Source organism: Actinomycetota bacterium (assembly GCA_005774595.1).
Classification (GTDB): domain Bacteria; phylum Actinomycetota; class Coriobacteriia; order Anaerosomatales; family D1FN1-002; genus D1FN1-002.
On sequence record VAUM01000038.1, the window covers coordinates 2,564 to 10,156 of the forward strand.

8 protein-coding genes and 1 pseudogene (1 of these 9 running past the window's edge) are annotated in these 7,593 nt (G+C 71.4%); all 9 read left to right on the plus strand.

All coding sequences use genetic code 11. The features are described from left to right. Window positions 1-199: pseudogene (locus FDZ70_02830) on the plus strand (proline--tRNA ligase); it begins 1,613 nt to the left of the window's first position. Between the two features lie 168 nt (window positions 200-367). Further along, window positions 368-799: a ribosome maturation factor RimP gene (locus tag FDZ70_02835; GenBank protein ID TLM79496.1), complete on the plus strand. Its 432-nt coding sequence runs from the start codon at window positions 368-370 to the stop codon at window positions 797-799. Between the two features lie 28 nt (window positions 800-827). Continuing rightward, window positions 828-1,988: a transcription termination/antitermination protein NusA gene (nusA, locus tag FDZ70_02840; protein ID TLM79497.1), complete on the plus strand. Its 1,161-nt coding sequence runs from the start codon at window positions 828-830 to the stop codon at window positions 1,986-1,988. After that, window positions 1,989-2,276, plus strand: a complete 288-nt coding sequence (locus FDZ70_02845) for a YlxR family protein (protein ID TLM79498.1) — start codon at window positions 1,989-1,991, stop codon at window positions 2,274-2,276. 20 nt (window positions 2,277-2,296) lie between these two features. After that, complete coding sequence (gene infB / locus FDZ70_02850; protein TLM79499.1) at window positions 2,297-4,684, plus strand: translation initiation factor IF-2; 2,388 nt, start codon at window positions 2,297-2,299, stop codon at window positions 4,682-4,684. Window positions 4,685-4,711: 27 nt separating this feature from the next. Then, a complete protein-coding gene (gene rbfA / locus FDZ70_02855; protein ID TLM79500.1) occupies window positions 4,712-5,083 on the plus strand; it encodes a 30S ribosome-binding factor RbfA in 372 nt (123 codons plus the stop codon). Window positions 5,084-5,087: 4 nt separating this feature from the next. After that, window positions 5,088-6,077, plus strand: a complete 990-nt coding sequence (locus tag FDZ70_02860) for a bifunctional oligoribonuclease/PAP phosphatase NrnA (protein TLM79501.1) — start codon at window positions 5,088-5,090, stop codon at window positions 6,075-6,077. After that, complete coding sequence (gene truB / locus FDZ70_02865; GenBank protein TLM79502.1) at window positions 6,077-6,982, plus strand: tRNA pseudouridine(55) synthase TruB; 906 nt, start codon at window positions 6,077-6,079, stop codon at window positions 6,980-6,982. Before FDZ70_02860 ends, truB begins: the two co-directional genes overlap by 1 nt. Beyond that, window positions 6,901-7,593, plus strand: a 693-nt coding sequence (locus FDZ70_02870; GenBank protein ID TLM79503.1) for a hypothetical protein, incomplete at its 3' end; no start/stop codon positions are given. The genes truB and FDZ70_02870, both read left to right, overlap by 82 nt.

The window sequence follows — 7,593 nt, forward strand, 5'->3', positions numbered from 1 at the left end:
GCGTCCCGGCGTCAGGTGCGCCGCGCGGGCCCTCACGGGCGGGCCGCGGCGGGTGGGGGTGGGGCGCAAGGGGCTCGCCGAGGGCGCGATCGAGGTCAAGGACCGCGCGAGCGGGGAGCGGACGAGCGTGCCGCTCGCCGGAGCGGCGGCGCACGTCGCCCGCCGCATCGAGGAGATGCGCGCCGCCCTCGCCGGCTAGGCCCGTTCCGCTCACGTCCTGCACTTTGACCCTTACCGCACGCTGCGGTAGAATCCGCAGGCGTCGGAACAGCACGTCGTCTTCGAGAAGTGGGCTTGTCCCGCTTCTCTTTGTTGTCGGAGGGTGATCGGTTTGGCCGCGCATGACCTAGAGAGCCGCCTCAGCGCCATGCTCGAGGCACAAGCCGCAGGTCACGAGCTTGAGCTCGTGGCCGTCGAGGTCGTGGGCGCGACCCGCAACCCGACGGTGCGTGTCTACCTCGACCGCGAAGGCGGCATCGACCTGGACGCCATCACCGGGGCGAACCGCTGGATCTCGACCACGGTCGAGGAGAGCGGCCTCATCGGCGGCGCGTTCACGCTCGAGGTGAGCTCGCCGGGCATCGAGCGACCGCTCGCCAAGCCGTCCGACTTCGCGGCCCACGTCGGCGAGCGCGCGAAGGTGCGCACGTCGGCGCCGGTGGGCGGCAGGAGCAACTTCACCGGGACGATCGCCTCGGCAGACGGCGACGCGGTCGTCATCGACACGGACGGGACGACTCACAGGGTGCCGTTCGCGGTCATCGCACGCGCACACCTGAAAGTGGACATCGAGTTCTAGGCGAAACGGAAGAGACGAGGTTCCCAAGATGAGTTCCGAGCTTATGGAGGCGCTGGTCGCGCTCGCACGCGAGAAGGGCATCGACGAGTACGAGATGCTCGACAAGCTCGAGTCCGCGATCGCCACCGCGTACGGGCGCAACCCGGAGCTGCTCGAGCAGATGGAGGACATGGACAACGACCTGCGCGTGTCCATCGACCGCGACAGCGGCCACATCCACGTCTACGAGCTCGTGCGCATCGGCGGCACCGAGGAGGAGCCGGTCACCGAGGAGCGCGACATCACCCCGTCGGGCGTCTCGCGCTTCGCCGCGCAGGCCGCCAAGCAGGTCATCACCCAGTCGATCCGCGACGCGGAGCGCGACAAGATCTACGACGAGTACGCCGACCGCGTCGGCGAGTCCGTCACGGGCACGGTCCAGCAGTCCGACAGCCGCTACACGCTCATCAAGCTGCGTGAGGGCGTCGAGGCGCTGCTGCCGCCCACCGAGCAGCCCTCGAACGAGCGCTACGAGCACAACCAGCGGATCAAGGCCTACATCACCGAGGTGCGCCGCGGCAGCGGCAGCGAGCCGTCCATCGTGGTCTCGCGTACCCACCCCGGCCTCATCCGTCGCCTGTTCGAGCTCGAGGTGCCCGAGATCTACGACGGCGTCGTCGAGATCAAGAGCGTCGCCCGCGAGCCGGGCATGCGCACCAAGGTCGCCGTGGCGAGCCGCGAGGGCTCGCTCGACCCGGTCGGCGCGTGCGTCGGCCCCAAGGGCTCGCGCGTCCGCATGGTCGTCTCCGAGCTGCGCGGCGAGCGCATCGACGTCGTCCCGTGGCACGAGGACGCCGCCGCGTATGTGGGCGCCGCGCTCTCGCCGGCCAAGGTCCAGAGCGTGCGCGTCGACGAGGACACGCACACCGCGACGGTCATCGTCCCCGACGACCAGCTGTCGCTCGCCATCGGCAAGGAGGGCCAGAACGCCCGCCTCGCCGCGAAGCTGACCGGCTGGCGCATCGACATCAAGAGCGTCCAGCAGGCCGTCGGCTCCGGCCTCGCGGCCGCGGGAGGTACCGACGAGGGCACGGGCGAGGACTTCGACGGACGCTGTGTCGCCGTCACGTCGACCGGCCTGCGCTGCCGCAACAAGGCCAAGCCGGGCAGCCACTACTGCGGGATCCACGAGAAGGAGGCCGCCGAGTAAGTGAAGGCGCGCAAGACACCCGAGCGCACGTGTGTCGGCTGCGGGACGCAGGCCGGCAAGCGGGACCTGGTCCGCATCGTGCGCACACCCGACGGCCACGTCGTCCTCGACGTGACCGGCAAGGCCAACGGGCGCGGGGCGTATCTGTGCGCGAAGACCGACTGCTTCGACGCCGCCGCCAAGCGGCGCCGGTTCACCGCAGCGCTCCGGGTGAACCTCATGGAAGACGACCTGGAGCGGCTGCGAAGGGACCTCGAGGGGGTTCTCGAGTCCCGCACGAAGGCTTAGAAGAAGGAACTGGTGACGCGATGCCCACGATGAGAGTGCACGAGCTGGCCAAGGAGTTCGGGATGACCTCCCAAGAGCTCCTCGACCACCTCGCAGAACTGAAGATCCCGGCCAAGAACCACGCGTCGGCGCTCGCCGAGGCGTACGTCGACCGCATCCGCAAGAAGCTCGGACCCGAGATCGCCGCACGTCAGGCGCAGATCGAGGCGCAGCGCAAGGCCGACGAGGAGAAGCGCGCCAAGGAAGAGGAGACGCGCCGCAAGGCCGAGGAGAAGGCCGCCAAGAAGGCCGAGGAGGAGGCGCGCAAGGCCGAGGAGGCCGCACGCGCGGTGCGTGAGGCCGAGGAGGCCGAGCGCCGCGCCGAGGAGGAAGCGCGCGCCAAGGCCGAGGCCGAGCAGCGTGCCGAGGAGGAGGCGCGGCTCGCCAAGGAGAAGGAAGAGGCCGCGCAGATCGAGGCCGAGGAGAAGGCGCGCTACAAGGCGATGGCCGAGAAGGCCGAGGCCGAGCAGAAGGCCAAGCAGACCGCGATCATCGACGCCGCCCGCGCCGCAGCCACCACGACCGACTCCGGCAAGAAGAAGAAGGCCAAGAAGGCGCGTGTGGCCGACGACCACGAGGAGGCCGTCCACCACGAGGCGGCCGGCAGGCACGACGTCGCCGTCGCCGCGGGCGTCACCGTGACCGAGGGCATCACCGTCGGCGACTTCGCCGAGGCCCTCGAGGTGTCACCCAACGAGATCATCAAGCGCCTCTTCCTGCTCGGCTCGCCGCTCACGGTCAACCAGGCGATGAGCCGCGACTTCATCGAGATCGTCGCCGACGACCTCGGCACGCAGGTCAACATCGTCGCCCCCGAGGAAGAGACCGGCGAGGCCGTCGTGGACGACCCGGCCGACCTGCGGCCCAGGCCGCCGGTCGTGACCGTCATGGGCCACGTCGACCACGGCAAGACCTCGCTGCTCGACGCGATCCGCTCCACCGGCGTCGCGGCCACCGAGGCCGGCGGCATCACGCAGCACATCGGCGCGTCGGTCGTCTTCCACGACGGCAAGCAGATCACCTTCATCGACACCCCCGGCCATGAGGCCTTCACCGCCATGCGTGCGCGCGGCGCCAACGTCACCGACGTGGTCGTGCTCGTCGTGGCCGCCGACGACGGCGTCATGCCGCAGACCGTCGAGGCCATCCACCACGCGCGCGCCGCGGGTGTGCCGATCATCGTGGCGGTCAACAAGATCGACAAGGACGGCGCGAACCCCGACCAGGTGCGCCAGATGCTCACCGAGCACGAGATCGTGCCCGAGGCGTGGGGCGGCACGAACATCTTCGTGGACGTGTCGGCCAAGAAGCACCTCAACATCGACGAGCTCCTCGAGATGATCCTGCTCCAGGCCGACGTCCTCGAGCTGTCCGCGAACCCGGACGCGCACGCCTCGGGTGTCGTCATCGAGGCGAAGCTCGACAAGGGCCGCGGCCCCGTCGCCACCGTGCTGGTGCGCCGCGGCACCCTGCGGCCCGGCGACGCGCTCGTCGCCGGGACCAGCCACGGCCGCGTGCGCGCGCTCGTCGACCCCAGGGGCGACACCGCCGAGGACGCGGGCCCCGCCGACGCGGTCGAGGTGCTCGGCCTCGCATCGGTGCCGAGCGCCGGCGATGAGTTCAAGGTCGTCGCGGACGACCGCTCCGCGAGGCAGATCGCCGAGGAGCGTGCACTGAAGAAGCGCCTGCTCGCGCACCAGGAGCGCAAGCACGTCTCGCTCGACGACCTGTTCGCGCGGATCGCCGAGGGCGAGATCAAGGACCTGAACCTCGTGGTCAAGGCCGACGTCCAAGGCTCGATCGAGGCCTTGAAGGACGCGCTCGACAAGATGGATCAGACCGAGGTGCGCATCAACGTCATCCACTCCGCGGTCGGCGCCATCACGGAGTCCGACATCCAGCTCGCCGACGCGTCCGACGCCATCGTCATCGGCTTCAACGTCCGTCCCGAGCCCAAGGCCAAGTCGCTCGCCGAGACCGTCCACGTGGATGTGCGGCTCTACCGCGTCATCTACCAGGCGATCGAGGACATCAACGCCGCCCGCGTAGGCATGCTCGCTCCCGAGTTCGTCGAGGAGGAGACCGCGAGGGTCGAGGTCCGCGAGCTGTTCAAGGTGCCGAAGGTCGGCACCGTCGCCGGCTGCTACGTGACCGACGGCGAGATCACCCGCGACGACCAGGTGCGCATCGTGCGCGACGGAACGGTCGTGTTCGAGGGGCGTCTCCACTCGCTGCGCCGCTTCAAGGAGGACGTGAAGTCGGTCAAGAGCGGGTACGAGTGCGGCATCGGCGTCGAGGGCTTCCAGGACGTGAAGGAGGGCGACGTCATCGAGGCCTACAAGGTCGTCGAGGTCGCCCGCACCGAGTAGCCGAGTCCGGAGGCGCATCACAAGCCCATGTCCGCTTCGCCGCGCATGCGCAAGGTGAACGAGACGATGAAGGAGGCCTTGGCCGAGGTCCTGGTCGACGAGATCAGCGACCCGCGCCTGACCCTCGTCACCGTCACGGGCGTCGACACGGCGCCCGACCTCCGCACGGCTGTCGTCTACGTCACCGCCCACGGCGGCGAGGAGCGCTACCGCGAGGTCATCGCCGGGCTCGAGTCGGCGGGCAACCGCATCCGCCGCGAGCTGTCGCACCGCGTCTCGATGAAGTACCTGCCGCACCTCGAGTTCCGCATCGACCCGTCCGTAGACGAGGGCATGCGCATCGCGGAGGCGCTCAAGCACGTGCCGCCGCACGTCCCGGACGAGGGCGAGGGCGAGTAGCGCCGTGGGCCTGTCCGACGCCGAATACCGGGCCGCCGCCGAGCGGCTCGTCTCCGCGACGAGTGTGGCCGTCTGCGCCCACATCCGCCCGGACGGCGACGCCGTCGCCTCCACGCTCGCGCTGGCGGCGGCGCTGCGCGCATGCGGCGTGGACGCGGTCCCCACGCTCGCCGACGAGGACGGGCGCGCGCCGGCCACCTACGCGTTCCTGCCGTGGTTCGACGAGTACGTGCCCGCCGGCGACCTCGACGCCCCGGAGGTCCTCGTCGCACTCGACACGCCCAACGTCGAGCGGCTCGGCGCCGCTGGGCGTCTCGCCGCCGGCGCGGTCGACGTCATCGTGCTCGACCACCACCCCGACAACCTCGGGTTCGGCACGATGAACCTCGTGGACACGGAGGCTGCCGCGGTCGGGCAGATGGTCTGGCGCCTGCTCGCGCACCTCGGCGACCTGCGCGGCCTTTCCGTTGACGAGCGTCTCGCGCACTCGCTGTACGTCGCGCTGCTCACCGACACCGGCGGCTTCCGCTACTCCAACACCACGCCGCAGGCGTTGCGCGACGCGGCCGACATGGTGCAGGCCGGAGCCGACCCGGCCGCGGCCTCGCGGGAGGCCTACGAGGAGCGCTCTCACGGCGCGGTCGCGCTGGCGGGACTGGCGCTCTCGCGCCTCCAGCTGCTCAACGGCGGCCGCGTGGCGCACGCGTGGATCGCCGACGAGGACTTCGCCGCCACGGGCGCCCTGCCCGAGGAGACGGAGCACCTGGTCGACATGCTGCGGATGCTCGGCGGCGTTGACGTGGTCGTCTTCGCGCAGCAGCGCGGGGCCGAGTGCCGCGTGAACCTGCGCTCCAAGAACGGCTTCGACGTCGGCTCTGTCGCCCGTCGCTTCGGCGGGGGAGGGCACGCCGCGGCGGCGGGGCTCACCTACGCGGGACTTCGCGAGGACTTCCTCGCCGAAGCGCTGCCGCTGCTGCCGGGGGCGGGCGGCTGATGCGGTCGAGGCGGGGAGCGACCGATCTCGCGGGCATCCTGCCGATCGACAAGCCGCAGGGGCCGACCAGTCACGACGTCGTCTCCGCAGTGCGGCGCGCGACCGGCGAGGGGCGCGTCGGTCACGCCGGCACGCTCGACCCGCTCGCGACCGGACTGCTCGTCGTGCTCGTGGGGCCGTACACCCGCCTCGAGCGCTTCCTGTCCGCCGAGGACAAGTCGTATACCGCGCGCTTCGCCTTCGGCGCCGAGACCGACACCGACGACTCCGAGGGCACCGTCACGCGCTACGCGCCGGTGCCGGACGACGTCTTCGACCCGGTGCATGCCGCCGAGGTGCTCGCCGGCTTCACCGGTGAGATCGAGCAGGTGCCTCCCGCGTACTCGGCGCTCAAGACCGACGGGAGGATCGCCCACCGCGCGGCGCGCGCGGGCGAACCCCTCGATCTCGCGCCGCGCCGGGTGGTCGTGCACGAGGCCGCGCTGACGGCCGTGGACGCGGACGCGCGCACCTGGGATGTGACGCTGCGCGTGTCGAAGGGCACGTACGTGCGAGCGCTGGCCCGCGACCTCGGGCGCGCATGCGGCAGCGCTGCGCACGTCTCGGCGCTCAGGCGCACCGCCAGCGGGGCGCTCGCGGTCGAGCAGGCGCACACGATCGACGAGGTCGTGGCCGCCGGCCGCGACGCAGCGCCGCTGTTCGCCGACCCGCTTGCCGCGCTCGGGCTGGCCGCGATCGAAGGTGACCCCGACCTCGTCCGCCAGGGGCGTCCGCTGCCCGTGCCGGCCGTCGGCGCCACCGAGGGCGAGCGGTTCGCTGTCACGTGCGATGGCACACTCGCGGCGGTGTACCGCATGGCGGTCGACCGGCTCCTGCCCGAGGCCGTGATCAGGACCGCGACGTGACGACGCGCATCCTCGAGTGGGAGTGCGGCACTGAGCCGCTGGGGCGCGTCGTGGTCGCGCTCGGAGTGTTCGACGGCGTGCACCTCGGTCACCAGGCGCTCGTGCGCGACTCGATCGCGCTCGCAGCAGAGCGCGGTGTGCAGTGCGCGGTGCTCACCTTCGACCGCGACCCCGACCAGGTGGTCTCGCCGGACACCGCGATGCCGCAGCTGCTCACGCTCGACGAGAAGCTCGCGTACCTGTCCGAGGTCGGCCCGGACGTGGTGGTGGTCGTGGGGTTCTGCCGCCACATCGCCGACACGGCCCCGGACCGGTTCGTCACCGACGTGCTCATGGACGCGTGCGCCCCGGTCGAGGTCGTGGTCGGCCGCGACTTCCGCTACGGCCGCCACGCGTCCGGCGGCGTGCGTTCGCTGGCCGAGTCCGGGGAGACGCACGGATTCGGCGTCGTGGCCCACGAGCTGATCGAGGTCGGCGGCGCGCCGGTGACCTCCACGCGGATCCGCGGGCTCGTCGCGGCAGGCGAGGTCGAGGAGGCCGCCGAGCTGCTCGGGCGCTACCACCGCGTGCGCGGGTCGGTGTGGCGCGGGCGCGGGATGGGCGCCGAGTTG